This window comes from Paenibacillus sp. JT22N12 (assembly GCF_056269365.1).
On record NZ_JBWDNU010000003.1, the window covers coordinates 198,545 to 225,252 of the forward strand.

18 protein-coding genes are annotated in these 26,708 nt (G+C 54.0%); 7 read left to right on the forward strand and 11 right to left on the reverse strand.

The window, feature by feature from the left end:
• Positions 1-189: 189 nt before the first annotated feature.
• From AC0YOA_RS12255 to AC0YOA_RS12285, 7 genes are all read right to left on the reverse strand, one after another.
• Complete coding sequence (locus AC0YOA_RS12255; protein WP_475771932.1) at positions 190-762, reverse strand: TetR/AcrR family transcriptional regulator; 573 nt, start codon at positions 760-762, stop codon at positions 190-192.
• Between the two features lie 189 nt (positions 763-951).
• Positions 952-1,374: a VOC family protein gene (locus AC0YOA_RS12260; RefSeq protein WP_475786799.1), complete on the reverse strand. Its 423-nt coding sequence runs from the start codon at positions 1,372-1,374 to the stop codon at positions 952-954.
• 156 nt (positions 1,375-1,530) lie between these two features.
• The gene (locus tag AC0YOA_RS12265; RefSeq protein ID WP_475786800.1) at positions 1,531-6,009 is read right to left on the reverse strand and encodes an S-layer homology domain-containing protein; all 4,479 of its coding nucleotides are present in this window, start codon (positions 6,007-6,009) and stop codon (positions 1,531-1,533) included.
• Positions 6,010-6,279: 270 nt separating this feature from the next.
• Complete coding sequence (locus AC0YOA_RS12270) at positions 6,280-8,346, reverse strand: alpha-galactosidase (RefSeq protein ID WP_475786801.1); 2,067 nt, start codon at positions 8,344-8,346, stop codon at positions 6,280-6,282.
• A gap of 101 nt (positions 8,347-8,447) precedes the next feature.
• Positions 8,448-10,088, reverse strand: a complete 1,641-nt coding sequence (locus tag AC0YOA_RS12275; protein ID WP_475786802.1) for an extracellular solute-binding protein — start codon at positions 10,086-10,088, stop codon at positions 8,448-8,450.
• Positions 10,089-10,338: 250 nt separating this feature from the next.
• Complete coding sequence (locus AC0YOA_RS12280) at positions 10,339-11,229, reverse strand: carbohydrate ABC transporter permease (protein ID WP_210046239.1); 891 nt, start codon at positions 11,227-11,229, stop codon at positions 10,339-10,341.
• Between the two features lie 92 nt (positions 11,230-11,321).
• Positions 11,322-12,293 carry an ABC transporter permease gene (locus tag AC0YOA_RS12285; RefSeq protein WP_210046240.1) on the reverse strand — a complete coding sequence of 324 codons (972 nt, stop codon included), beginning with the start codon at positions 12,291-12,293 and terminating at the stop codon, positions 11,322-11,324.
• 139 nt (positions 12,294-12,432) lie between these two features.
• Here AC0YOA_RS12285 and AC0YOA_RS12290 point away from each other — a divergent pair, with 139 nt between their 5' ends.
• From AC0YOA_RS12290 to AC0YOA_RS12315, 6 genes are all read left to right on the forward strand, one after another.
• On the forward strand, positions 12,433-14,070 hold the full coding sequence (locus AC0YOA_RS12290) for a response regulator (RefSeq protein WP_475786803.1): 1,638 nt from the start codon (positions 12,433-12,435) through the stop codon (positions 14,068-14,070).
• A gap of 13 nt (positions 14,071-14,083) precedes the next feature.
• Positions 14,084-15,883, forward strand: a complete 1,800-nt coding sequence (locus AC0YOA_RS12295) for a sensor histidine kinase (protein ID WP_475786804.1) — start codon at positions 14,084-14,086, stop codon at positions 15,881-15,883.
• Positions 15,884-16,187: 304 nt separating this feature from the next.
• Positions 16,188-16,523, forward strand: coding sequence for an ArsR/SmtB family transcription factor (locus tag AC0YOA_RS12300; protein ID WP_210046243.1), 336 nt, complete (start codon positions 16,188-16,190; stop codon positions 16,521-16,523).
• A gap of 179 nt (positions 16,524-16,702) precedes the next feature.
• On the forward strand, positions 16,703-18,451 hold the full coding sequence (locus tag AC0YOA_RS12305) for a SulP family inorganic anion transporter (RefSeq protein ID WP_475786805.1): 1,749 nt from the start codon (positions 16,703-16,705) through the stop codon (positions 18,449-18,451).
• Between the two features lie 36 nt (positions 18,452-18,487).
• Positions 18,488-19,438 carry an ATP-binding protein gene (locus AC0YOA_RS12310; RefSeq protein WP_475786806.1) on the forward strand — a complete coding sequence of 317 codons (951 nt, stop codon included), beginning with the start codon at positions 18,488-18,490 and terminating at the stop codon, positions 19,436-19,438.
• A gap of 17 nt (positions 19,439-19,455) precedes the next feature.
• Positions 19,456-20,334: a tetratricopeptide repeat protein gene (locus AC0YOA_RS12315; RefSeq protein WP_210046246.1), complete on the forward strand. Its 879-nt coding sequence runs from the start codon at positions 19,456-19,458 to the stop codon at positions 20,332-20,334.
• Positions 20,335-20,401: 67 nt separating this feature from the next.
• On the opposite strand, the gene AC0YOA_RS12320 is transcribed toward AC0YOA_RS12315, so the two are convergent.
• Complete coding sequence (locus AC0YOA_RS12320) at positions 20,402-23,038, reverse strand: PAS domain S-box protein (RefSeq protein ID WP_475786807.1); 2,637 nt, start codon at positions 23,036-23,038, stop codon at positions 20,402-20,404.
• A gap of 335 nt (positions 23,039-23,373) precedes the next feature.
• Positions 23,374-24,468, reverse strand: coding sequence for an AbrB family transcriptional regulator (locus AC0YOA_RS12325; RefSeq protein WP_210046248.1), 1,095 nt, complete (start codon positions 24,466-24,468; stop codon positions 23,374-23,376).
• Positions 24,469-24,709: 241 nt separating this feature from the next.
• On the opposite strand from AC0YOA_RS12325, the gene AC0YOA_RS12330 reads away from it, so the two are divergent.
• On the forward strand, positions 24,710-25,324 hold the full coding sequence (locus AC0YOA_RS12330; RefSeq protein WP_475786808.1) for a M15 family metallopeptidase: 615 nt from the start codon (positions 24,710-24,712) through the stop codon (positions 25,322-25,324).
• A gap of 93 nt (positions 25,325-25,417) precedes the next feature.
• On the opposite strand, the gene AC0YOA_RS12335 is transcribed toward AC0YOA_RS12330, so the two are convergent.
• Together AC0YOA_RS12335 and AC0YOA_RS12340 are read right to left on the reverse strand one after the other, a co-directional pair.
• The gene (locus tag AC0YOA_RS12335; RefSeq protein ID WP_475786809.1) at positions 25,418-26,158 is read right to left on the reverse strand and encodes an aminoglycoside adenylyltransferase domain-containing protein; all 741 of its coding nucleotides are present in this window, start codon (positions 26,156-26,158) and stop codon (positions 25,418-25,420) included.
• 51 nt (positions 26,159-26,209) lie between these two features.
• On the reverse strand, positions 26,210-26,602 hold the full coding sequence (locus tag AC0YOA_RS12340) for a VOC family protein (RefSeq protein WP_475787378.1): 393 nt from the start codon (positions 26,600-26,602) through the stop codon (positions 26,210-26,212).
• Positions 26,603-26,708 lie beyond the last annotated feature (106 nt).

Below are 26,708 nucleotides of genomic sequence, written 5' to 3' on the forward strand. Positions count from 1 at the left end.
TTGCACCCGAGCCGTCTTTTTTATCTATGAGGGAATACAGGCAGTGTAATCTGGACTTGTAATGGCGTGATCTCCCGCGCCGTCGGCATTCTTTCTTTAACTCAGGTCATTCCACATACGAAAAACAGGTATCGAGCATAGCTGCGGCAGTCGGCAGATCGGCTATTTTCTTACAAAAAAAAGATGCCATTAAGCTTTAATGGCATCCCAACTCATGCGTACAATTTGCTGCAAATTTTCCTCATTAGCTTCAAATTCCCCTTTAAAATGGGCTTTGGCCAGCTGTGTGACAGGAAAATAGCAATAGCTCAGCAGAAAAAGTGTCGGCAGCGGCTTTAGCTCACCGTTTCGTTTCCCCTTCTCGACAAATTCGTGTATCGCTGTGAACATCGATGCCGTATCATCAAGATATAATTTATCTACCAGCGGCGAGGTTGAGAACTGCTCCAGAAACAAGAAATAATCCTTGTTCTCCAGAATGAACCTCATGGAATTTCTCATGAACTGCTCGCATATCTGCCGTGTAGGCATGCTGTCATCAATATCATGAATCAGCTGCCTGCTCATCTTCTCTTTGACTTTGACATAAAGCTTGCCGAGCATATCCTCCTTATTCTCAAAATAAACATAAATCGTCGCAGACGAGACATTCGCCCGCTTGGCGATTTTGGACATCGAAATGTCTGAAAACCCTATTTCGTTCAACAATTCAATTGTGGCTTGAAAGATCGCTTCGTTCTTGTTCTCGTCTTTGTGTCTCATGCTCTTATAGTGAATGACCGTTTGATTAAAGTCAAGTCATGCTGTACATGGCGGTATGCTCAATGCTGCCATATTCCTTAGTATGGTTAAAATTCAAGTCCATTAAAGGCAGAACAACCTTATATAAAAGACAAACCCCTGCGTCGGATGCACAGAGGTTGTCCAAAAAGCTTGTATAAAAACGTTATTTTACCATTCACCTATTCCAAGATTAAATTGCCAGTGGATGCCGAACTTGTCCACCACGCTGCCGTAGTATTTGCTCCAGAATGTTTCTTGAAGCTCCATTTCCACTTTGCCGCCTTCTTTGAGTTGATCGAACGCGGATTGGAGTTTCTCCTGGCTGTCGACGACGATGGCCAGACTGATGTTGTTGCCTTGAACAAACGGCATGCCGGGAAATACATCGGAGAACATCACATTGCTTCCATAAATATTAAGCCTTGTATGCATGATCAAATTTTCGGCTTCCTCCGGAAGCGGATATTCCGGGCTCGGCGGCGTTTCTCCGAAAGTCATAAATTTAGGCTTATCCGTTCCAAAAACCTCAGAGTAAAACTCTGCTGCTTCCCGACAATTACCATTAAAATTCAAATACACATCAACAGCCATTTGCCCAGCTCCTTTTTTTTGGATTGCCAGTTTTGCAAGTTTGATAACCTCATCTTATATCATTTGCGGTGTATCATCAATTGTACTTTGGACACTTTTTCTCAATGAAAATGAGGGATGCGGCAAACCGCCGCCCCCCTCATAGCTTCATTACATTTACTTATTGACGAAATCCAGAAAGCGCTTCAGCATAACAGCCGTATCTGCTCTTGCCACCGCAGCTTCAGGAAGAATCCGACCCTCCAAGTCTCCCTGCATAACACCGGACTCTACCATGGCTGACAGTGCCTCCCGTGCCCAATCCGCCGCAGCAGGTTCATCAGAGAAACCGGTAAGACCATCTCCTGAAGGAAGAGTTCGGTCAATGAAGGCCGCGGCCCTGGCAAGCATAACCGCCATTTCCTGCCGCGTCACTGGTGCCTGGGGCCGGAATGTCCCATCCTCGTATCCGTTCACCAGACCAATAGAGGCTGCCGCTCCCGCAGCAGCGGCGAACCAATCATCCTGCTGCAGATCCGTGAAAGAAGCCCTTCCTTCCAGATCCCCGAGACCAATGGCCCGGACCAGCAGCGCCGCGAACTCCGCACGGTTTACATTTTCAGCCGGAGCATAAGAGTTCTCTGTGATCCCGTTTGCAATCAGACGCGAAGCCAAATTCTCGACTTCCCGCTGAGCCCAATGCCCTTGAATATCCGCAAAAGACTTCGTCCCCGATATGACGGCATATACGCCGTTATCCCGGCTGCGCACGGTCACTTCGCCGCTATCGTCCGCCTGTGAAGAGAACGATGCAAGCACAGGAACCAGTCCGCCTTCACTTGAGAGCTTGACGGCTGCTCCACCGCTGCCGCTTCCCCCGTGAATCACATGCTCCACATACGTTTCCTTCAACGGATTCTCGTCGATGATCCCGCCGGAGGCATCTACAGCCAGAATGGCAAAATCCACGGCATGCCCCAGCTTGAAACCGGCCGGAAGCGCTGAGCGGATCGCCGCGGCGGCAGTCTCGTCTGCGTAAGCGATTTTAATTTGCAGTATTGCTCCATCCGGAAGCTGCAGCGCTTTGAGCGGCAGCTTATAGTCTCCATACATGCTCTTCACGAGCAAGGAAGCGTCAGCGCCTCCCTGCTCCAAGGCCGCTTGTATAATGCGGTCAGGAATCTCGGCCGCCAAGCCGCGCCGGTCTTCCTGAGATGGGAGCGAAATAACAAAGGCGCTTATACTCCCTGCCGCCTTGAGAGCCTCAAGGGCCTTGGCCTCGGAGAGCGACATACGAAGAATGTCGCCGCTATCAGAATCGGTCGTCACCGCATTCGACAAATCCCCAGCCGGTAAACTGCCGGCGGTTACGACGGGTGCGCTTGTCATTCCGCCACCGCCGTTCCCGTCACCCCCTCCAGTTCCAGGGTTCCCCCCATTCCCGCCATTTCCTCCATCTCCAGGGTTCCCCTCATTTCCGCCATTTCCACCATCTCCAGGGTTCCCCCCGTTCCCGCCATTTCCACCATCTCCAGGGTTCCCCCCGTTCCCGCCATTTCCACCATCTCCAGGGTTCCCCCCGTTCCCGCCATTTCCACCATCTCCAGGGTTCCCCCCATTTCCGCCGTCACCGTCTCCGTTATCTCCGCCTGAATCCGGCGCCGACAATCGGAACAGCCTGGAGGCCTTGGCTTCCAAATTCACCTGAAGCGTCCCTTGCGTCTGCGAGGTCTCGCCGTTCCAGAGATTCAGCGTTTCATAGGCCACATCACCCGCAAGACCTGCTCTTGCCAGGTTGACCGTCTTCTCCGTCGCAGAGCCGCTGTAGTTGAATACGGCAAGATAATAGGTGCCGTTATCATTCAGCACGAAGGTATCGGAAGCCTTGGAGCCCGTATTTCCCTCCACGGAACGGAACGCTTCTCCTTTCCTGGCCAGATTCAGCACATCCGTATTGGTCAGCAGCGCTTCGCCGTACTCCTGCGCTTTGGCATCATGGAAATCGTCCGAATCCAGGAATACCGTACCTGTAATAACAGCGGAATTCACTCTTGAACGGGCTTCCTCCAGCGATCCGGCCCGTGTCAATGCCATATGATCGGGGTCCATATAGGGATAAATGGTTCCATTCTGCCACCAGCCATAGGTTAAGGCGTTCAGCTCAAATTCCGTATCCGAGATGCTGCCGAAGGTATCGGTAGCGATTCTCCGGCTGTGGGCGTACTGGCTCGGGAACATCGGCGCAATCGAAGTGCTGATGAACATGCTGTCCGCCACCAGCGAGTTGACATAGGCCATACCCATGTTATACGCCTGGGTTCCCGTCTCTACCAGCGGATCATAATGTGAGCCTTCCAATGAGCCATGGGTCAGAAAATCCAGCTTGATATATTCAAAGCCCAGCGATTTGAACTTGTTCAAATAATAATCCATCCGCTCCTTCGCTCCCGGATGGGTCGGATCAACCGCGTAAGCGCCGTCGAGCTTGGGCAGCAGCTGGCCGGCGGAATCGCGCAGCAGAATGTCGCCATAGGTATAATCGGATCCCTCAACCTTCTGGCTCATATTGTCGCCCCAATAGACGAACGGCCCCCAGTAGATGCCGGCTTTCTGCCCGTTGGCCCGGATATGGGCGACCGCATCGGCCAGCTGCTCATCCGACAGATTATCCCAATAGGAATCCATATTGACATAAGTGGTATTGTCGTTGGACAAGCCCTTGTCCTGCAAATTCTGCTTGATATAATCCGAGGTATCCAGCACGTCCTGATAGCTGAGCTTGTCGGCATAAGCCGCCCAGCTGTTCCAGCCCATCGGAACGGCATCCGGAACGGCGCTGCTGAAGGAAAGCGGCGGAGTGATGACGGCATTCGCCTTCCCGTATTCCTCCATGCCCGTCCGGTAATCGTCGTAGAGACCGACGAAAGCTAGCGGCGACCACAGACTCGTGCCGGACAAGCTGCCGTGCGGCTGCGAATCATGCGTCTTGGCCGAGGAGACCCCGCCGTATAATTCAAGGCTGTTCAGGCGGTCATTGCTGCCGATAAAATGAATGCCCGTCTTCCAGACATCATGCTTCACCGAGCCGACGACCAGCCCCTCGCGGGTCTCGTTATCATAGATGGCCGATACCTCATAGCTGGTGTCCTCCGAATTGATCGGCACGGCCTGTGAACGAATCCACATATCATTGTCATAAGGAAGAGCCAGCACCCGGCCATCCCCATAGCTGCCGATATCCACGCCGCCGGTCGTATTGGTGATCACAGGAGCCATGTAATTGGTCGCGATAGCCGAATCGGAGACCGCTTCCAGCTGTGCGAAGAAGAAGGGCTGATCGGGATAAAACGTATACCACTGGTTAAGCGTTGGCTTGCCGGCTTCCGTATTGGCCAGCTTGATCTTCGCCCCGCTGCCGAAGCCGTCCTGAACCGGCTGCACATCGGACATGGAGAAGCTGTGGCTGCTGTAGCAGCTGCTGATATTATCCCCGGATTTGCTGTATACCCCCCGGACGATCACACGTCCGTTCCATGCGTACTCCGCAAGTCCGCTGTCCGTTCGATACGTCATCGTATAATCGCCGTTCTGCACGACGACCGCGCCGGCATATTCGGTAATGACGATGGACCCTTCCGTTTTGCTGGCAACAGGGGCGCCAAGCGGCAAGCTTGTCTCCGGCGCTTTCTCACAGGGCAATACATCTCTTCCGGTGCCTGGCGAGACGATAATCCGGTCCAGATCGGGGGCATAGCTCCCTCCGTCCGAGAACAGGAGCGTATTCGTTCCTGCTGCCAATGTCACGGTAATCGTCTGGTTTCCTACCGTGTTCCAATCCGCTGTGCTGGCGAACAAGATCGTCTGGGCCGGACCCCCGTTCACACTCACATCGGCAGAACGCGGATCTCCGGAAATATAGGCGAACGTCAGATCATAGGCGCCCTCCTCCGGAACGACGATGTCGTTAAACTGCACAGAAGCTCCCTGATACAGGTTCCCTGCTTTCTTGCCGCCCGAGCAGCTTGCGCAGTCTGAGATCGAGGCATTCCCCGCAAAGGTATTTCCTGCCGCTTCGCCTTCATAGCCGAGCGAAGCCGGGGAAATATCGATTTTGTCAAAATCGGGCGCGTAGCCGCCTCCGTCGGACAAATCAATATGATTGCTGCCTGCGGCCAAATGAAGCGTCAGCCGCATCTGGGCCGTCGTATCCCAATCCGCGGTCTTTGCGAACTCCACATGCTGGGACGCGCCATCGTTCACGCTGATATCCGCACTTCTGGGGTCGCCGGATATGTAAGTAAAAACCACATAATAAGGCCCCGCTTCCGGCATGTTAATATCATTGATACGCAGGCTGCCGCCTCCATACAGATTGCCTACCTTCTTCCCGCCGGAGCAGGCCGTGCAGTTGCTTACGCCCGCATTGCCTCCAAGCGTATTGCCCGAAGCCTCCGCTTCATAGGTCATCTGTGTAACAGAGCCGGCCGCTGACTGAGCCGGCGTATCCATGATTAAGGCAGGTTCTTCCCCCGATGTGCCGTCTGCAGCGCCGATAGCCGGATCTTGCTCCAGCGGTTCATTGTCCGCAGCAGCAGCCGTTTGCATAATGCCGAATATAAGCGTCAGAACAAGCATCCACGAAAGCGTTTTCTTCATTATTAATTCCTCTCCCTCGCTTCTATAAAATAGACCTCGCTGTGTGCGTTTGCGTTTTCGCCCGCCGTCTGGCAGCCCGCGAATCATACATGGTCTCAGGCCAAACCATGCGAATAATGTTATTTTGGCCAATCACATCCTTCAGCCTCTAACTGCATACAACAGCCAGATAGCGGCGGAAATAGGAGAAACAGACCTCAAGCCGGTCTGCTCTCCATTCTTTAAAAAAGGCCATTCTTTCGATCCTCCGATACAAACAGAGAGAAACCCTTACTCCAGCATCAGCTTGACCAGCCGGGATTCGGCAGGCTCCAGTTCAATGCGAACTCCGCCCCGGGCAGCCCAGGCAGCGCCTGACCATAAGTCCTTGAGCGTATACGGCGTATCTTCTTCCCAACGCCCGATCCCGCCGGGCGGAACCGTAATCTCTGCCGCAGCATCGGTCTGGAAGTTAAAGACAGCCAGATAGATGCAGTCTTTCCCGCTCTCGGACCGGACCAGCCCGAAGACGTTCGCCGCTGCCGGGCCTTCTGCCGCAACAAGCGGAAGGAAGGTCTCGCCGAGGCCTGCGAGCGCCACGATATCCTGATTCGCCAGCCATTCCTCCGCCCGGCGGCAGGCTTCCTCCTTGCGGAAATCATCCCCCATCATCATCAGGGTGCCGGCTATGACGGAAGCGTTGAGCCGGCTGCGCCCCTCGTGGTACGAGGTAGGTTCCTGATTGAAGCTCTGATACAGCACCGTATGGTCCGGATCGTTATAGCGGTAAATAGTTCCGTTCATCCACCACCCGTAGGTCAGCGAATTGAGCATATATTCGGTATCCGCCAGCGTTCCGAAGGCATCGCAGGATATGCGCCGGCTGTGGCCGTAGATATGGGGAAAGATCGGCGCGATGGACAGATTGATATGGAAGGGCCTGCCTATCTGCTGCGGGTCGAGGCTTCGCACGATATAATCCATTCCGTAATTATAGGCTTGAATTCCCGTACGGATATCCGGATTGTAATGGCTGCCCTCCAGCGCGCCATGTCCCAGAAAATCAAGCTTCACATAGTCGAAGCCCCACTCCACGAAGCGCTTCAAATGATAATCCGTCCGCAGCCGGTTGCCGGGATGGGTCGGATCAATCGCCAGCCCTCCATCCAGGCTCGGCAGCAGATTTCCCTCCCTGTCCCGCAGCAGCATATCGTTATACGTAAAGCGGCCTTCCGTTCCCTCCACCTCGCGTTCGAAGCCGGTGCCCCAGAACGCGAACGGAGTCCAATAGATACCGGCCTTCTGCCCGTTATCCTTCACCTGCCGCACAGCGGCCTCCAGCTGCTCCGGCGTCAGGTTATTCCAGAAGGAATCGAAGTTTACATAGACGGTTCCATCCTTATTAAATCCATTGTCCTGCAGCTTCCGGAGAAAATCCGACGTTTTGCTGTATACATCGTAATCCAGCTTTCCCCCGACGGCGGACCAGCTGTTCCATCCGAAGGGCACGCCATGCTCCCATGGGAGCGCAGGCGCAAAGGCGGCATTGGCATGCCCGAATGCCTCCAATCCGCCGCGGTAGCTCCCGAAGGAGCCAAGCAGAATAACCGGCGATTCAAGCACCGCCCCCGCAATGGCTCCATGCGGGATGGAGTCCCGGCTAAGCCCGCCCGCCGCGCCGCCATAAATCTCCAGGCTCTCCACGCATCCGGCGGCGGCGCTCCTTACCCGCAGACCCGTCTTCCATGTATCGTGCGTAACCGAGCCCATCACCATGCCTTTGCCCGATGCAGGATCGTAGATGGCTGTCGCTTCATACCCTTCCACCTCTCCCGGCATCGAAACCGATTCATAACGCACCCATTTGTCGTTATCGAAAGGGACAAGCAGCGCCTGCAGAGCGTGACCCTCCGGCAGCCCCAGCGACATGAACGGTCCTGACAAGGCATCCGCAAGGACGGGGGCCATATAATTCGATTCCAGATTACTACCGGATTCCGCTTCCACCTCCAGCTTCACGGTGATATACGCTTGCTCCTCATATACCGTGAACCGCTGTCGAAGCAGGGGGAGGCCCTCCCCCGTGTGCAGAACCGTCAAGCACCGCCCTGTGCCAATGGCATCCGAAACCTCATCAGCTGCCGCTCCATTCAGTTGGCGGGATTCATACTCCGACGCGCGGCGGATGGATCCATCCAGACTAAAGCCCGAGTCTATTCCAATCAGCCTGGAGCCGTCCCTCCAGCGTATGCCATATTTTCCGCTCCCAAGATCAACCGTCAATGCCAGGATGCCGTTATCCAGCGATACCGACGTTTTGTCCGCTTCCGTCTCTATCCGGATAAGCCGGGTGTTCATTTGGCGTTCCTCCTCTGTCTTTGTTTGATCTCTGCCGTTTCCCAGAAGGGTGAACAAAAGGTTCATCGCCTGTTAATCGGCGACCCTTCTAAAACAGCAGCTTACTTCCACAATTCCATGCGCTTGTTGTAATTATCCGTGATGATCGCTTCGACCTTCTCGCCGCCGGCCGCCTTGATCTGGTCCAGCATCGCATCGTACATGGAGTTCGCCGTCGCTTCATCGCCTGCAATAATGATCTTGGTAATGCTTTGCTTGATGACATCCTGAACCTTCTGGTAATTGAGCGATTCCGGCGTTCCGCCCTGCGGTCCCAGATTATCGTACGGCGACGAGTCAAATACGGTATCGGCCAGGTTCTTGATCGCCATTTTATCGATTATGCTGCGGTTGTATTGTCCCAGGCCGTACGGCGTACCATCGCTGCCGGCGCCGTTCTTGATGAACCAGGTCCATTTGCGGATGCCCGCTTTCTTCATCGGATCGTCCGGGTTATCGTTCTGGAGACCGTCAAGCGTTTCCTGCCGCGGCGTATGCTTGCCGTCCTTCATATCCCAGTGCACGCCCTCGATTCCCCACATCAGCAGGTACTGTCCTTCGTCGCTCGCCAGATAATTCATGAATTTCATCGTCTCTTCCGGATGCTTGTTGTTCTTCGTAATGGCGATGGCGTCCCAACCAAGGGGACTGCGCGGCCCAAATGTGGTTTTGGCGGGATCCACACCAGGAGCTACAACCTTGTAGGCCATCATCTGCATATCTTCGCCGCCGGTTTTTTTCAGCGCATTATTGGCGTTGCCCACATCCCAGTAAGCGCCAGGCGTCGAGAACACGATGCCGTTGGACAGCTTCTGCTCCCAGGTCTGCGTCTTGCTGACCGCCCAATCGCGGTCGACTAATCCTTGACGGTATAAATCATTCATGTACATAATCATTTCCCGGTATTTTGGATCCTCGACATCGAATCTCAGCTTGCCGCCGTCCTCATAATAGGTTTTCAAGCCCCACATGCCTTTGAAGGTTCCCAGCACGGCTCCCATATTCTCGGCATTGAAGGTAAGCGGAAACGTCGGTTTGCCGTCGACGGACGGATGAGCGGCCTTATAATCCTTGAGCAGCTGTGTAAATTCATCCGTTGTGAACGGCTGGCCGCCCTCCGCCTTATCCGGGGCCAGCTCCGTCAGGACGTCCTTGCGGATGTTCATCCCGAGCACCGGATCGGTATCCATGCCGTACCAGTTGGAGAGATAGTAGTTCTTGCCATCCGTATAGCGGGTTTTCTTGAGCACATCGCCATACTGCGACTGCACATCCGGACCGAATTTCTTAATCAGATCATCCAGGGGAATAATCGCGCCAGCGGCGATATATTTATTCACGATGTCGCTGCCCCGGTCCAGAAGCACAATATCCGGCAGATCGTTGCTGGCAAGCATGAGATTCAATTTCTCCGCCGGGTTGCCGGTCGGCTGCTGGATTTCCACCGTTACGCCGGTCCGCTTGGTAATTTCCTTGGCGACTTCATTCGTAAAAGCATCGCCCGTGTTTTTGTCAAAGAATGTGAGCGTAAGCGGCTCCGAAATTTTGGCGGGATCCCCGCCTGTGTTTTGGCTTCCGGCATTTGCGTTATTGGCGGCCTCGCCGTTGCTTCCTCCGTTGCTACCGCTGTTGCCGCAGCCTGCGAGCAGTGAGCCGGCAAGCGCCAGCATCATCAGAATGGATGCTGTTTTCTTCTTCTTCATGTTCTTTTCCCCCTACATTCAAATGTGAGTTTCATACATCCGGTGCACCATGCCCGGAATGCGCTGCCTGGTAAGAAGAAACGGCTGTGCCGACCTTTGGCGGCAGTGTGAGTTTCTTCCCATAAACCTTATAGAAATGGATAAAAGGGAAGCTAATACATTCTATAAGGTCAAGAAGAAACGGCTGTGCCGACCCTTGGCGTCAGCGTAAGTTTCTTCCCTGGGCTGCGTGCGCTCATTACGCGGACCGTCAGCTTTTCACCGCGCCCAGCGTCATGCCCTTCACGAAATACCGCTGCAGGAAGGGATAAACCAGCACGATGGGCAGCGTTGCCACCATGGTGGCCGCCATCCGGATCGTATCCGGGGAGACCGCCAGCCGTTTGGCGGAATCCGCCGTCTTCTGCGCGTCCGATACCATGCTGCCGGTCTGGTATTGGTTGAGAATCTTGACCAGCACGGCCTGCAGCGTCTTCAGGCTGGACTTGTACGTGAATACATAGGAATCGAACCAGGCATTCCAGTGTCCAATGGCTGTGAACAGGGCAATCGTAGCCAGCACCGGCATCGTCAGCGGCAAAATGATTTTGATAAACGTCTGCACGTCGTTGGCTCCGTCGATTTTGGCCGATTCGTCCAGTTCCTTGGGCAGCTGCTCGATGAAGGTCCGCACAAGAATCATATAGAACACATTCATCAGTCCCGGGGCGATATAGACCCAGAAAGTGTCGATCAGATGCAGGCTTTTCAGAACCATATAATACGGAATAAGGCCGCCGCCAAAATACATCGTGAAGATAAAATAAAGCGTAATGGGCCTGCGCATGAACAGATCGCGCTTGCTTAACGGGTAAGACAGCAGACTGATGACCAGCACCGTAAGCGGCGTTCCGATGACCGTCCGCGCCACCGTCACGACGATGGCGTTCAGAATCTCGGAATCGGTCAGAATTTGCTTGTAGCTGGTGAAGGAGAACTCTCTGGGCCAGAAGTAGATGCCGCCTTTAATCGTATCGGACGCGCTGTTGACCGACAAAACCAATATGTTCCAAAACGGATAGAAGGTCGCAAACAGCACAACCAGCAAGAAGAGATAAACAACCGAGATATAGACCCTGTCTCCCATGCTTTTGCTTTCCATGCTTGTACTCCTTTCTCTGCCGGGCGGCAAGTACGGGTATTCTCCCCATATCGTTCGTGTGCAAGAGGATCTTTCAAGAGATTCCCGCAGATTTAAAACAGCGACTGATCGTTGACCCGCTTGGCGATATTGTTCACCATCAGCACCAGCATAAAAGCGACAACGGATTTGAACAGCCCCACAGCCGCGCCATAGGAGAACATGCTGTTCTGCAATCCATACCGGTACGTGTAGGTATCGATAACATCCGAATACTGGAGGATCGTATCGTTCTGCAGCAGATACTGCTGGTCGAATCCCGCATTCAGCACGCCGCCCACCGCAAGAATCATCAGAATGACGATGGTCGGCCGCAAAGACGGCAGCGTAATATGCAGCATCAGGCGCCACCTGCTTCCCCCGTCCACTCTGCCCGCTTCATACAGCTCCGGATTGATGGAAGCAATCGCAGCCAAATACATGATGGCGTTGAAGCCCATATCCTTCCAGGTATTGGAGGAAGCGATAATCCACCAGAAGTAATGCCCGTTCTGGAAAAAAGCGATCGGCTCATTCGTCACATGGAGCAGCACAAGCACCTTGTTCAGGAGACCGTCCGAGGCGAGCAGGGTCACGATAATATTCGCGGCGATGACCCAGGAGATGAAATGCGGCAGATAGGACACGGTCTGCACCACCCGTTTGAAAGCCCGCTGCCTCACCTCGTTGATTGCCAGCGCCAGAATAATCGGTGCCGGAAAGCCGAGCAGCAGGCTGAGCAGGCTCTGGGCCAGCGTATTTCGCAGAATAATGCGGAAGTCGCCGTTATTCAGAAAATATTCAAACCACTGCAGCCCCACAAAGTCGCTGTGGAAGAACGAGCCGAAGAAGGAAGCGCCTCCCGGCTGGTAATTAATGAACGCCATGTACAGTCCGAACATCGGGCCGTACGAGAACAGCAGCGTGCAGATAAACGCGGGCAAAATCATCAGCCACAGCCACTTTTGCTGCCGCAAGCGCTTCCATGAACGTCCTCGCGTTTGGGTTGGTTTGCCCGGCATTTGTGCGTCCGCGTAGGCTCTCATGCCAATTCCTCCTTTTGTGCCAAGTCGCATTCGCCCTTGAAGTACCCTCATTATAAATTCAGCAGCGGGGAGGATTATATGCCAGAATTCTCCGATTCATAGTCCAAAATAACGGAATTCCAGCCGGAAGATTGTTGAAATGCGTCAGACCGACTACAATAAAGTTCAGCTGTTATCCTATTTCTGCGGCAAAGGACGTGGTCTTCCCTTGTATAAGATTCTGCTTGTTGACGATGAGAAAATGGAATTGCAAGCGCTTACTGACTGTGTTCCCTGGTCGGATATGGATATCCGCGTGGTTGGAACGGCGAAGAACGGCCGCGAGGCTCTGGAGCTTACGCAGCAGCTCTTGCCTGACATCATTCTGACGGATGTCCGGATGCCCATTATGGACGGACTGGAATTTGCCAGACGCGCCAAAGGGCTGCACAAGCAGATATCCGTCGTATTCTTAAGCGGGCATGACGAGTTTCAATATATTAAAAGCGCCCTTGCGGTGGAAGCGACCGGCTATCTGCTGAAGCCTGTCGATCTCGATGAGCTCGCCCAGCTGATGGAGAAGGTGAAGCTCAAATGCCAGGAGGCCAGGCTGGCCGCCCGTTCGGAGTCGCTGGCGAAGGAGAAGCTGCTGCGCGAGCTGCTGCTGGAGGAATCGGAGCAGGGCCGGGCGCAGCTTGCCCGCCAGCTTGCCGAGCTCGACCGCAGGCTGCCGCTCAGGTGGAGGTACACGGCAGTCTATATGCAAACCGCCGGGACCTCTCCCTCTGAACTGGCGGCGCCCTCTGCAGGACCGGACGTCCTGGGGCCGCTTGAGCGCAGCGTCCGTGTTTCCATTCGCAGCCAGCTCCAGGCCATGGGATTTGCGGGCGAGCTGATCGACTGGGGATATGGCGCTTTCGTCGCCCTGCTCCCCGCTTCTTTGCTTGACGGTGATCCGGAGCCGCTGCGGCAGCTCCAGAAGACAATCGGCGAGGAATACCCGCTCGCCCTGACCATCGGGCTGTCCCGTCCGGGCGAACGGCTGGAGGATGCGGGGGAACTGATGAAGGAAGCCCGCAAGGCATCAGGACAAAGCTTCTATTATGGCAGCGGAGCGCTGCTGTCTGCAGAGGAGCTCCGCGACACGGTGATGGGGGAGGTCGAGATCGGCGGCAGCCTCGAGACGCTGCGGCGCCTGATTGGCCTGATGCTGCCGGATGAAGCGGAATCGGAGATTAAGCGCTTCACCGCCGATCTGAGGAAGCGCCATATTCATCCCCAGCTTGCCCGCAGCGCCGCCGTCCGGCTGGTTACGGCTGTCGAGCAGCATTTTGCCGGAGCCTTCAAGGAGCAGCACCGCCCCTTCAACAGCGAGTGGATCATCATGAACGACTGCGCCACGCTGGAAGAAATTGAGGCACATATTCTCCACGTATGCAGTACGCTTGCTATGGCGCTGGCAGATAAGGACAAGGACCGGCACCAGCATGTCGCCAGGCATGTGCAGGAGATTATCGACCGCTCCTACTCGACTTCCCTTACCGTCGAAGAGATTGCCAAAGAAGTATATCTGTCGCCGAATTATATCCGGTCGATCTTCAAGGACAAGACCGGCAAGACGATTCTCGAGGCGATTACAGACCGCAGAATGGAGCGGGCCTCCATGCTGCTCTCGGACAAATCGCTCAAAATCCATGAGGTCGCAGGCAGGGTCGGCTACGAGAATGTTTCCTATTTCTGCTCGGTTTTCCAACGGACCACCGGGATGACGCCGAATCATTACCGTAAACAAATTTGAGGAGGAATGCTTCTTGCTCCGCGGGCTTCAGCGCGTCCTTACCCGGCCTTTTCTGAATATTCGCTTTCGCAACAAGCTGTTCGCCGTCTTCGCGCTGGTTGCGGTCGCGCCGCTCCTATTCTTCGCCTTCTATTCCTATGGAACGATGAAAGCCGAGCTGACCCGGCAGACGTATGCCTCCATGGCGGTCACGACCGACCAGATCAGCGCCAACCTGAGAACGAAGCTGGACGCTTACGCCAAGGTCTCCTCTTCCTTATATCTGGACCCGCGCCTGCGCGATATTCTGATTCAAACCTATTCCAGCGAAAGCTCGCTTATCGACGCCTATTCCTATATCAACAGCACCTTCAAGAATATACTTACCACCAATAACGAGATTATGAGCATGACTATCTATACGCATAATGAAACCATTCCGGCAGATAATGTGTTCCTGCGCAAAGCGGATGAGAAGATGAGGCGCAGCCCGTGGTACGAGCCTGTCAGCAAATCCTATGGAAGCGTCACATTCACCGTCATGACGGCGACCAATCCGCCTGACGATCAGGTTGTAAAGGGAATCGAGGAGCGCAAGCCCGCCCGGGTCGTACTTGCGCGTCTGCTCGATAATAACAGCCTTAATTATCCCTACGGCTATTTGACCATGGAGATCCCGGAGGTCGATATTTACGCGCTGATTGAGAAAGAAAACAAGAACAAGGAGTTGTTCATCGTCTCCGAGGAGGGTGCAATTGTCTCTGCCCGCGACAAGACGCTTCTCAATCAGCCGCTGGCCGGGCTTGTTCAGGGGAATTGGAGCGCGGAGCCCGATGGCAGCTTCATGGGGCATTACAAGGGGGAGCGCGTATATGTGGTCTACAATAGCATCGGCAGCGGATGGAAGACGGTCTCTATCGTCTCCTACGAGAGCCTGATCAAAAACGTCAAACTGGCTTTTTCCCGGTTGTTCACGCTGGCAGTTGCCATCGTCGGGCTCGCCATACTGCTCATCTATCTGACGGCGCGGTTAATTACCAAACGCATCGAGACGCTGCTGCAGCTGACCCGCCGCATTGAGCGTGAGGACTTCAGCATGCCAGACACTTTCATGGGCCATGACGAGGTCGGACAGCTGGCCTTCGCCATGCTGAAGATGTCCCGCCGTCTGAAGGAAATGATCACCGTTGTCTACAAGAAGGAAATCGCCAAGAAGGAAGCGGAGATGAGCATGCTGCAGGCGCAGATCAATCCCCACTTTCTGTACAATACGCTGGCCTCCATTTCCGCACTAGCGATGCTTAGCGAGGATGCCCGGATTCACAAGATGGTGACGAATCTGGGCAAATTCTACCGGATTTCCCTCAACAAAGGAAAGACGATCATCAGCTTTGGCGAGGAGCTGAAGCTGACCCAGGCCTATGTAGCCATACAGCAGCTGCGGTTCGAGGGAATGCTCAATATTCACTATGATATCGACGAAACGGTATCGCCTTACCCGGTTGTCAAGCTCGCGCTGCAGCCCTTCATCGAGAATTCCATCAACCATGCCATTTGGGATGACGAGGCGCCGCTCAACATTATTATCCGGGCCAGGACGCAGGGCGGCACGCTTGTGCTGGAGGTGATAGACGATGGCATGGGCATGCGCCCGGAGAGACTTGCTTTCGTGCGCGGCGGCGGGAATGAGGAGGACAAATCCGGTTACGGTATCCGCAACGTCGACCGCCGCATCCAGATGACGTTCGGCGAACGCTACGGCGTGCATATCTTCAGCCGTCTCGGCATCGGCACGACCGTGCAGATCCGCATTCCCGTCAGCGGGCCGTTGTAACATCTGGCACCGCGCGCTGCTTCCAGCGCGAGCTGTGGCGCTGCATGACCGTGCAGATCCGCACCGCGAAAAAACCTTGCTGCACGCTGAATCAACGGTCAACTCGGCCCAATCGACAGCTCCAGCAAGGTAAAACCTGCTTACACGTACCACACCCTCGGGTTTCGCCACTGCATCCCGAAAAAACCCTGCTGCATCGCCGCTGAAGACAGCGCCAACCGGTTCTCTTGATGCTCCCCCTTGATAAACTATGCTATTATATTCATATCTTCAAAAGTTTATCGGGTGAAGGAGCAGGGCTGCAATGAATCACCACCAGAATATCCAACAATTTAAAGCCGATTTCTATAAAGCGCTGGCTCATCCCATGAGAATTCGGATTCTGGAAGCCTTGTGCGAAGGAAATAAAAACGTAAACGAGCTGCAGAGCATTCTGGGCTCGGAGGGTTCCGCCGTATCCCAGCAATTGTCGGTGCTGCGGAATAAAAATGTGGTTTATGGCATTAAGGATGGCACCTCGGTCATCTATTCCTTAAGAGATCCGCTGATCAAGGATCTGCTCGCCGTGACGAAGCGGATTTTTGACAACCACCTTGTGGATGCCATCTCGCTGCTGGAAGATATTCGAAAAGAGACTTGACCGCCAGAACAAGGGCATTCCTGAGCATGATTCAGGATACCCTTGTTTTTTTGTTTCTTTCCATGCGCTTTCGTAAAAAGCAGCGGAATTTCATGTTTGACAGCTTCTCTCCACAAGGAGTACCATTCATCCTGTATATATTCAAATAATCAAATATATGAAGAAAAGAAGGTATCAGGATGAGATGGTCAGGAAGGTTCGAGGGCTATCATGCAGCCGCCCTCCGCAAGGATCTTGTTTCAGGTCTGATTGTGGGCATAATCGCCATTCCGCTGGGGATGGCGTTTGCTATTGCCGCTGGCGTCAAGCCGGAGTACGGCATCTATACGACCATTGTCGCCGGTATCATCATTTCCTTGTGCGGCGGCTCCAAATTTCAGATTGGAGGCCCAACCGGCGCCTTTATCCCCATCCTTTTCGCCATTGTCATGCAGTATGGCTATGAGGATTTGCTCCTCGCCGGTTTCATGGCCGGGATGATTCTTGTGCTCATGGGAATATTCAAGCTTGGCGCGCTCATCCGTTACATCCCCCGCCCTGTTACCATCGGCTTTACCTCGGGGATCGCCGTTATTATTTTCAGCGGGCAGATTGCCAATTTTCTGGGCCTGAGCGGGATCGCAAAACATGAGAATTTCGTGCCGAACATGAAAGAAATCCTCCTTCATTTGGGGACTGTCAATCTTTACAGCGTCCTGACGGCGGCGATTTGCCTGGCGGTGCTCCTGCTTGCGCCCAAATGGATGCCGAAGGTTCCGGCTTCCCTGTTGGGCATTCTTATCTCCACGGTCATTGCGGCTGTATGCTTCCCCGGACATGTCGCGACCATCGGCTCCTCCTTCGGGGCCATCCCGAGTGCGCTGCCTCAGTTTCATCTGCCGGACATGACATGGGGTCGAATAGAAGCTCTGCTCCGGCCGGCCTTTATTATCGCGATGCTCGGAAGCATCGAGTCGCTGCTGTCGGCAGTCGTTGCCGACGGCATGACCAGCAGCCGCCATAACAGCAATCGCGAGCTGATCGGGCAAGGAATTGCCAATATGATCACCCCGCTGTTCGGGGGCATTCCGGCAACCGGGGCCATTGCCCGGACGGCAACCAATATCCGAAGCGGGGCCGTATCCCCTTTCTCCGGCGTTGTGCACGGCATTGTCGTGCTGCTGGTGCTTGTTTTATTCGCCCCCTACGCCTCGGAAATTCCACTGGCCAGCATGGCCCCCATTTTGATGCTGGTGGCGTGGAATATGAGCGAGCGGCATGAATTTGCCCATGTCCTCCGGACAAGAACAAGTGATTCCCTCGTTCTTGCCCTTACTTTTGCGCTGACCGTATTTACGGATTTGACAACCGCCGTTGAGGTGGGGCTCCTGCTGGCCGTCATTCTCTTCGTGAAGCGGATGAGCCAGAATCTGGACGTTTCCAAGATGCTGCCAGACCCGCTCGCCAGGCACGGGAAGGTGAAGGCCTATATGGTGTCGGATGGCCATGACTGCCCCCAAATCAGCATCTACACGGTAGATGGTCCACTCTTCTTCGGCGCCGCCCATTTATTCGAAGAGTCGCTCAAGGCGGGTATGGAGGCAGGGCCCCGGATCCTGCTTCTGCGCATGGGCAAGGTCCCTTTTATGGATACGACCGGCGAATATAATCTGGCCCGCCTGGTGAGCCGGTTCGAGCGTTCGGGCGGCCGGGTGCTTTTGTCGGGGACCCGTCCGCAGCCTATGAAGCTGTTGGAGAAGACCGGTCTGGCCGCGCGAATCGGCGTCACTCATCTATTCCGGCATACGGGCGAAGCGATTGATTACGCCTTGACCCAACTGGATGCCGGCAGATGTGTGGGCTGCAGCCATTTTGCTTTTCGTGAATGCGGCAAATTATCGCAAGGAGGCGGCATAGCTGTTATTGAGCGGTCACATGAGCTAAAATAAGGGGTAGCCGCACACCAAGAGAGGAGCTATTTTCTCATGTTTGATGACGGAAAGCGAAGCGAACGCCCCAAATTGAAAGTGATTCATTTTGATAAAGACAAGCAATCGCTCATTGAGACCGAACAGCCCAAGACGACATTCGACGATGTAGGCGGGCTGGAAGAGGTCAAGCAGAATATCCGCATGAATTTTGTGCTGCCGCTGCAGCAGCCCGAAATGTTCGAGGCCTTCGGCAAGCAGGCCGGCGGAAGCCTGCTGCTCTACGGTCCTCCCGGCTGCGGCAAAACCTTCCTGGCCCGCGCGGTTGCCGGCGAAATCAATGCGAACTTCATCCATCTCGAGCTTCAAGCCATTTTATCCATGTATATCGGCGAAAGCGAGCATAATCTGCATGATCTGTTCGAGAGAGCCCGGCAGGAGAAGCCCTGCGTGCTGTTCATCGATGAGCTCGACGCTCTCGGCGGCAGCCGGCACCAGATGCGGCAGCATCACGAGCGGATGCTGGTCAATCAGCTGCTGCTGGAGCTGGATGGACTGGAATCGTTTAATGATCAGGTATTCGTTATTGGAGCGACGAACACGCCCTGGTATCTGGATACCGCCCTCCGCCGTCCCGGCCGCTTCAACCAGCTTTCCTTCATCTCGCCGCCAGGCGCTGAAGAGCGCGCCACCATTCTCCAGCTGAAGACAGCCGGCAAGCCGCAGCAGGAGCTTGATATCCGCAAGCTTGCCGGGCAGACGACCCATTTCTCCGGCGCGGATCTGAACCAGCTTGTCGACGATGCCACGCAGCTTGCGCTGCACCGGTCCCTGAAGGCGGGCAGCATTCAGCCGATTACCAACGAGGATATGGCGCAAAGTCTGAAAAGCCGCAAGCCGACCACCCTGGAGTGGTTCCAGACGGCCAAGAATTACGCCACCTTCAGCGATTCCAACAAAGATTATCAGGTCGTCCTGGATTATATGAAGCAGTACCGGCTTCGCTGACGGGAGGTGCAGACGCTGTGCAGCCTTATCGAATGCAAACGCAAACCCTTCAGAAAATCAATCAGCTGGTCGCTTGGGAACGCTATAAGGAAGCGCTGACCGAAGCCGAGGATTGGGTCCGGAGTGCTCCGGATGATTCCGTGGCGCTCGGCATGCTGGCCTTCGTCTACCAGTTTACCGATACCGGCAAAGCTCTCCATTGGTGCGAAGAGGCCTTGAAGCGCGACCCCGAATTCGAGCTCCCTTGGCGGATCATGCTCGTCATTGCCTACGAACGCAGGGAGTGGAAGAAATTCCTGCAGGTAAGCTCCGAGATGCTGCGGATGTTTCCGGAGGAGGATTATATTTACCGGCTGAAGGGGCAGTATCTGATTATGCATGGCAAGTATGAGGAGGCCCGCGTCCTGCTGGAGCAGGCCATCGCCCTTCATCATTCGGCGATTAACTACGCCGTTCATGCCTATACCCTTGCCTTAACAGGCAAGCATGACGCCTCGAGGGATTCAGAGACGACCGCTCTGCGGGAAGAACCGGAGAATATCGAGGTGCTTCTGTACACGGGCTGGGCCGCGGATCGGCGCGGCGAGCACAAACAGGCGGTAGAGCGGATGAATGCCGCCGTCCGACTTGATCCCGATAATAAACAGTCGCGCACCGAGTATCTGGAAATGCTGCAGAAATCCTATTGGTTCTACCGCATCCTGCTGCTGCCCCGGTTTGTGACCCGATTGAAGAGATGGCAGCTGCTTCTTCTGTGGTTCATTGCTTTTGTGCTGTTCAAGCCGCTGATTCTGCTGCTCATCCTGCTGCATGTTCTCTCTTACTGGACCAGCAAGTGGCTTGTTCATCTCAAGGTGTTTGGCTTCCGCCGGTCTCCCTCGCAGCGGGGAAAATGACATTAAGGCAAATGGAAAGGCCCGGTCAAAGGGATTAGCTGCCATTTGACCGGGCCTTTCATTCTGGTTATGAGGTTTTCCTTCTCGCCACTTCAATGAATTCCGCGATTGTAACGCTCTTGATCGGTTTGCTCATATAGGCGTCCATGCCGGCGGCCAGGCACTTCTCCTGATCGCCCTTCAGTGCGTTTGCCGTGACCGCAATAATATAGGGGCAGCTCTCCGGCGGCAGCGTTCTCTTGATCATTTCCGCCGCTTCCAGCCCGTTCATGACCGGCATCTGCACATCCATAAAAATAATATCGTAGCTGCCTGCCCCCGCCATTTGGACAACCTCGCTGCCATTAACCGCTATGCTTGTCAGGTGACCCTGCGATTCAAGCATTTTCTGCAGGACCAGCTGATTGACCTTATTGTCTTCAGCAATCAGGATGTTCAGAGACTGCTGGGTGCTTCCCTGCGCATTTCCCTCCGATTCGGCCCCCTGCAGCTGAAGGGAGGTCTGCTGCCCGGCCTTGCGCAGCCGTACGGTAAAAGCAAAAACGGTCCCCTGCTTATCAGCCTGCTCCACCCAGATTTCCCCGCCCAATAGTCCGATAAGCTTCTTACTGATCGCAAGTCCCAGTCCCGTTCCTTCGGTTTTGCGGATCATGAAATCATCCACCCTGTAGAAGGGCTCGAACAAATGCTTGATTTTCTCCTGCGGGATTCCGATCCCCGTATCCTTGATCACAAATTTAAGCCGGACCTGATCGACATCGTCCGTCAATCTTTCAATGGAAACCGCGATGCTGCCGTAATCCGTAAATTTAACAGCATTCCCGATGAGATTCATCAGCACCTGCTTGAGCCGCTCGGGATCGCCAATCAGTGTCTCCGGCCATTTGTTCCTGAAGTAGGTGTGGATTTCGAGATTCTTCTCCTGAGCTCTGGGCAGCAGGATGCCGAGCGTTTCATTCAGGCAGTCCATAATATTGAAAGGGATCTCCAGCATTTCCGTCCTGCCTGATTCAATTTTTGAAAAATCCAGAATATCATTGATTATATTGAGCAGGGTATTGCCGCTTTTGCTGATGATTTGGACATACTCCTGCTGCTTCTCATCCAGGCTGGTGGATTCCAGAAGAAGATCGGTCATCCCGATCACTCCGTTCATCGGCGTGCGGATTTCATGGCTCATCATGGCCAGAAATTCACTTTTGGCTTTATTCGTGTTCTCTGCCGCCTCCTTGGCGATCAGCAGCTTCCTCTGCTCCGTAATATCCTTCGCAATAATATACCAGCCCACATTCTTCTTATTGATTATGATCGGCGCCAATGTCGTCAGAACCTCGGTACTGTAGCCATTTTTATGATTAAAGGCATTAATTTGCCGTTCGGCCATTATATCGTCAGAGAGGATGCGGCTTAATTTGTCGGCGCCGATAAAGACGGACACCTTCATGCCGATCATCTCTTGAATGCTGTACCCGGTAAGCTTCTCGGCCATGACATTGGTATTGATAATATTGCCTTCCAAATCAAGAGAAAGCACGGCATCATGGTTATATTTCTTTAATGATGTATATCGTTCAATGCTTTCCTGCAGCTTCAGTTCTATCTTTTTGCTCTCTGTAATATCCTGGGTAATCCCGTTCATCTTGACAGGCGCTCCGCACTCGTCGAAAGTAACCGATACGCGCGTATTCAAGTATTTGACCGATCCGTCAGGCTGCAGACTGCGGAATTCCACACTGTAGCTGTCGCTTTTCATAGCTCCCTGCAGATGTTTGGGAATCAGCTCCCGATCCTCAGGATGAATCAGCGATAACAGGTCGTCAGGCAAGCGGCCGATGTCCAGGTTCAATATCCTGTATAGCTGGTCGGAAAACCTGATTTCCTGCTGGATGATATCCCAGTCCCAGCTGCCAAGAGCTGCAATGCGCTGAGCCTCCGCCAAATTTTCCTCAGTGTTCTTCCTCTCGGAGATGTCCCGGCTGATTCCAAAAATATTCTGGATCCGGCCCTGCTCGTCCCTGATTATTGTCGTTGTGGTTTCAAACCACAGGTAATGGCCGTCCTTGTGGCGGATCCGGTAGGTGAATATGCCATTATCCGCAAAAGGCGAGGCTTGAATCGATTCCAGATCCTGCGGGTGATAGAGTTCAATATTGCTTTGTCCTACTACTTCTTCCGGCTCGTAGCCAAGCAGCTCACGGACCGATGGAGAACAGTATTGAATGATGCCGTCCGAATTGCTGCAGCTGATAATATCCCATGCATGTTCAGTTATCAGCCTGTACAACTCCCCGGCCTCCATTATTCCTTGTTCAGCGGCTTGGGCTTTACTACGGGATGTTTCCTGAATATAGCATAAAATATATAAAGGCTTATTATCCCTCTCGTCTCCTGCGAGTGACAGCTGCGTGGAGGTCCAGACCGTACTGCCGCCGCTCGTTCTATATCGTTTCTCCATTTCGAATACAGTCGAATCCCCTTCGAGCAGCGTCCGGATTCCCAACGCTTCCGTCTCTATGTCTTCCGGATGGGAGATAACCGCAGAAGTGAGTCCTGTCAACTCGTTTTCCGTGTAACCGGTGAGATTGCAGAAGGCAGGATTGACCTTGAGCCACTTTCCGCCGATGGACATCACTGCTATACCTATTGGCGCATGTGTATGGATTTGTTCGAAACACGCAACATGATCGATTTGCACCTTCTGCATCCCAAGCTCCCCCCCGCGATCCATTTCCATTCTATAATTTCGTTTCACCATATTGTTATAAACAGAACCATCGCCTCACCCGCAAAACAACAAAAAAAGCCCAGCCTATTTCTCTTATTCGATCTTAAACGGTTATATTCCTTGCACATTTGATGGACAGATTTATTTCCCTGTTTTCCTGTAAGCGCACCTTCAGGCCCGGCTGTTTCCATCCATCCTGTGGCGATGAAGCATATCCCTCTGAAATACCAGCAGCGTATGATGGAATTTCAATCTTCACTGCATCAAAAAAAACCTGTCCACGAAGGACAGGCTCCTTGCCGCATTACCGCTTCCTATTCGCTCAGCCGCTTCTGTCTTTCCGCGCTGTAATGAAAGATCATCCGGATTAGCGGCGGCACCGCGAAAAAGATGAAAAATGTGCGGAATAGCTGGTAACCGGCCACCATCGAAAGATCAGCATTGATCTCGTGGGCGATAATGCCCATCTGGTCCATTCCCCCGGGAGCCAGGCTCAGCAGCCCCGTCGAGATAGAGATGGGCTCAAGCTTGGTGAGAAGAAAACTGAGTCCGCAGGCCCCGATCAACAGCAGGACGCCCCCTCCAACAGCAAGGGTCAATGTGCGCAGCTTGCTCGGCAGCTGGCCCGGCTTCAGCAGCAGCCCGACATACGTTCCGATCAGCAGCTGAGCGGCATTAATGAGCGGCGAAGGAAGCAGGGGGCCGTCAAGGCCGGCGAACTGGAGAATGGCTGTTGCGATAGCCGGCCCCAGCAGGAAAGCTGTCGGAAATTTGATTCTATTCCCCGCTATCGCGCATACCGTGCAGGCAGCCGCAAATAGAATCAGATTCGGAAACAGTCCGCTCCAGCTTGCAAAGGCAGCAGACACTGGCCCCCCGCCGGAAACTGCTGCATGAGTCTGTCCCATGATGGAGCTGAAGATGATCACCGGAATGCACAGCACAATCATCATCAGCCGGATAACCTGCGTGACCGTCACGATCGTAATGTTGACGCCCTCTGTCTCCTCTGCCAGGGCGATAACCTGCGTCAGCCCTCCCGGGATGCAGCCCAGCAGCGCCGTCTTGTAATTAATGCCGGACAGCTTGCATACGAGCCAGGCAATGCCTGCGCACAAAGCCAGAAGCAGCACCGTCATCAGCAGCATGATCGGAAGCTGATGGTACATCTGGCGCAGCGCTGCAGCGGTCAGGGACAAGCCGATCGTGTAGCCGACGATAATCATCCCCGTATTCCGGAAGAAGCCGGGCCATGCGTAACGCTCCTTCATCAGATTCGAGCCGATCAGGACGGCGATCATCGGCCCGAGCAGCCAGGGGATCGGGATATGCAGCAGCTTGAACAGCAGCCCTCCGGCAGCAGCGGTAATGAATGCGGTCAATATTCGTGAACGGTTGCTTTTATTCATGTTATGTACCCCGCCTGTCTGTAATATCATGCAAAAAACCACCGCCTGTTCCTGCGCGATGGTTTTAAATATGTCCGTATACCAGAAACTGCGAAACGATTCAAAACCTACTGGCATCATAACAAAGAGACAGCTGATCCGTCCAGTATGATAGAATGAGGCAGTAGAAGATTACTGACAACCGGGCTGCGGCAAGCCCGCTGGCCAACGGTTGCAGTATGGGGATAGGAGAACCGAAAAGATGCCGCAAAATGATCTCGCACGTACCCGGCAGCCGGAGAGACTCCGAAAGCCGGGTGTGAGAGCAAGAAACAAAGCTAAACGCCGCAGAATGTTGATGTGGTTAATTTTAGCAGTAACTGCCGTTAGCTTGTGGAAGGGCACTGAAATAATTGAGCGGTTATGGCCCTCGCCAGCGCCGGATGTGACCTCGCTGCATCCCATCGTTGCAACCAAACAGGCTGACCTGATCGCGGCAGCCGCGAAAATCGGAATTGCGATTCTGATTACGGATGGCCTTCGTACAAACGAGGAGCAGAATGCGCTGTACCGGCAGGGACGGGGCAGCAGCGGACAGGTCGTAACGAATGTGAAGGGCGGGGAGTCCTACCACAATTATGGTCTGGCGATCGATTTTGCCCTGCGCACCAAGGATAATGACGTAATCTGGGATCTGGAGTATGACGGGAACGGCAGCGGCCGCCCTGATTGGCTGGAAGTGGTGGACATCGCCAAGGGGCTTGGCTTCACCTGGGGAGGAGATTGGGAGGAATTCCGGGATTATCCGCATCTGCAAATGGATTTCGGCTACTCCATTCAGGAGCTGAGAAGAGGCGGGCGGCCGCCCCAGGAATGAATAAGGCTGCTTAAAACCGATGAGCGCCGCCATGGTAACGATTACAACGATCCCGCATGACGGAACATGATCATTCTGCGCCCCGCTTCAGCATCAGACAGCTTTCTGTATTTCGGTGCTCATATAGGCAGCGAATTCCGTTAATTCTGATCTTCCCGCTTCGATGCTGTCCGTTAATCCGGCATAAACATCCAGGCATTGCTGAATTAACGGGTGATATGCGCCGGGAAGCGTCTTTATCCCCCAGTCTCCGCCTTCTTTCTTGGAGGATATGACGCCTCCCTGGAGAAAGTACAATACTCTGCAGAGGTTCAAGGTCATGTATACCGGGTTTTCCACGATATGTTCGTAAGCGTTCTCAATATCATAAAGAATGGATGCCACATAGTACTGGCGCCCGACAGGCTGGAACAACGCTCGAAGCGGCTGGCCGTACAATGCCGTCCCCCGATCGTAAGCAACCGCATACTGTGCGGCCAGATCATAATCCCCGTAATCGCTGCAGCTGTAGTTTTCATCCGTTTGATACTTTTCCCGGTGGATTTCAGAGTAATGGAGTTCTACGGGAGTGGGGTAAACAAAGTCTGTCAGCTCCGATTCCAGGACAACACTCAGCTCGATTCCGCCTGCACCGGGCAGCTCATCGTTAAGGGCTAATATCTTCCGGACGATCTGTTTGCGATTCTCCACGGTCAGCTTCTTCCTGGCAACCACCAGCAGATCGATGTCGCTGCGGTCCGGGTTAAAGCATCCCATAGCCAGTGAACCGTGCAAATAAACGCCGGTCAGATTATCTTTCATGGCTTCTTTAAACAGCGCTGCGATCCTGTTCAAATCATACGGAATATCCAGTCTGGATCCCCTCCCTGGCCCTCGTCCTGAAGCTCACAATTCCGGCTGGCGCGCGGCGTTGAGTTCAATGATATTACGGTCCGGATCGAGCAGGAAAATCTGGGCAAAGCCGGTAATGCTGTTCGGGTTGGCTTTATGCTCGATATTATGGCGCTTGAGCCAGTCAATTGTCTGCTGATAATCATTAACGCGTATGGCAAAATGACCGTCGCGCGTATCGATGGTGCGGGTCCGCAGCGTCTCGCCATTGTGCACAATCAGGTGGAGCTGCTGGCCAGTCTTTCCGACCGAATACCATGCGCCGGGAAAATCAAACGGCGGCCGCTGCATTTCCTGCAAGCCGATGATTTCTTCATAGAAAGCCTTCGCCCGCTCAAGATCGGTCACAATCAAGCTGACATGATGAATGCCTTCAATCTCGAAAATTTGCTGGTTCATGATTTCGTCCCCCTTGTAATCTCACTTCTCATCATCTTATCACAAAGATTACCGCAATCGCTTACTGGATCTGCTCCCTGCGCATGGATATCCG

What these genes read in the sequence shown, in the direction of transcription:
- AC0YOA_RS12305 (WP_475786805.1), top strand. Translation starts at nt 16,703, where the DNA reads ATGAGATGGTCAGGAAGGTTCGAGGGCTATCATGCAGCCGCCCTCCGC.
- AC0YOA_RS12265 (WP_475786800.1), bottom strand. Translation starts at nt 6,009, where the DNA reads ATGAAGAAAACGCTTTCGTGGATGCTTGTTCTGACGCTTATATTCGGC.
- AC0YOA_RS12325 (WP_210046248.1), bottom strand. Translation starts at nt 24,468, where the DNA reads ATGAATAAAAGCAACCGTTCACGAATATTGACCGCATTCATTACCGCT.
- AC0YOA_RS12280 (WP_210046239.1), bottom strand. Translation starts at nt 11,229, where the DNA reads ATGGAAAGCAAAAGCATGGGAGACAGGGTCTATATCTCGGTTGTTTAT.
- AC0YOA_RS12275 (WP_475786802.1), bottom strand. Translation starts at nt 10,088, where the DNA reads ATGAAGAAGAAGAAAACAGCATCCATTCTGATGATGCTGGCGCTTGCC.
- AC0YOA_RS12260 (WP_475786799.1), bottom strand. Translation starts at nt 1,374, where the DNA reads ATGGCTGTTGATGTGTATTTGAATTTTAATGGTAATTGTCGGGAAGCA.
- AC0YOA_RS12330 (WP_475786808.1), top strand. Translation starts at nt 24,710, where the DNA reads ATGCCGCAAAATGATCTCGCACGTACCCGGCAGCCGGAGAGACTCCGA.
- AC0YOA_RS12270 (WP_475786801.1), bottom strand. Translation starts at nt 8,346, where the DNA reads ATGAACACCCGGCTTATCCGGATAGAGACGGAAGCGGACAAAACGTCG.
- AC0YOA_RS12310 (WP_475786806.1), top strand. Translation starts at nt 18,488, where the DNA reads ATGTTTGATGACGGAAAGCGAAGCGAACGCCCCAAATTGAAAGTGATT.
- AC0YOA_RS12285 (WP_210046240.1), bottom strand. Translation starts at nt 12,293, where the DNA reads ATGAGAGCCTACGCGGACGCACAAATGCCGGGCAAACCAACCCAAACG.
- AC0YOA_RS12290 (WP_475786803.1), top strand. Translation starts at nt 12,433, where the DNA reads ATGCGTCAGACCGACTACAATAAAGTTCAGCTGTTATCCTATTTCTGC.
- AC0YOA_RS12300 (WP_210046243.1), top strand. Translation starts at nt 16,188, where the DNA reads ATGAATCACCACCAGAATATCCAACAATTTAAAGCCGATTTCTATAAA.
- AC0YOA_RS12255 (WP_475771932.1), bottom strand. Translation starts at nt 762, where the DNA reads ATGAGACACAAAGACGAGAACAAGAACGAAGCGATCTTTCAAGCCACA.
- AC0YOA_RS12320 (WP_475786807.1), bottom strand. Translation starts at nt 23,038, where the DNA reads ATGCAGAAGGTGCAAATCGATCATGTTGCGTGTTTCGAACAAATCCAT.